Genomic DNA, 425 nt, shown 5'->3' on the forward strand with positions numbered 1-425 from the left:
ACGGTTTCTGACTCGCCGACCGGCCGGCAGACCGATCAAGCTCATTCCCACAACCCCGCATGCGCAACCCCTGCCGGGTATCACACGCATACGGTTTGGCCTCATCCGGTTTCGCTCGCCACTACTCCCGGAATCACGGTTGTTTTCTCTTCCTGAGGGTACTGAGATGTTTCACTTCCCCTCGTTCCCTCCACACTGCCTATGTGTTCAGCAGTGGGTGACAGCCCATGACGACTGCCGGGTTTCCCCATTCGGACACCCCCGGATCAAAGCTCAGTTGGCAGCTCCCCGGGGCCTATCGCGGCCTCTCACGTCCTTCATCGGTTCCTGGTGCCAAGGCATCCACCGTGCGCCCTTAAAAACTTGGCCACAGATGCTCGCGTCCACTGTGTAGTTCTCAAACAACGACCAGCCACCCATCACCC

Annotated in this window: 1 rRNA gene; it reads right to left on the reverse strand. The window is 59.3% G+C overall.

What is annotated here, in order from left to right:
* Nucleotides 1–369, reverse strand: a 23S ribosomal RNA gene (locus IG86_RS0138120); the annotation flags it as partial.
* Between the last annotated feature and the right edge of the window lie 56 nt (nucleotides 370–425).

The organism is Streptomyces virginiae, from assembly GCF_000720455.1.
Classification (GTDB): Bacteria; Actinomycetota; Actinomycetes; order Streptomycetales; family Streptomycetaceae; genus Streptomyces; species Streptomyces virginiae.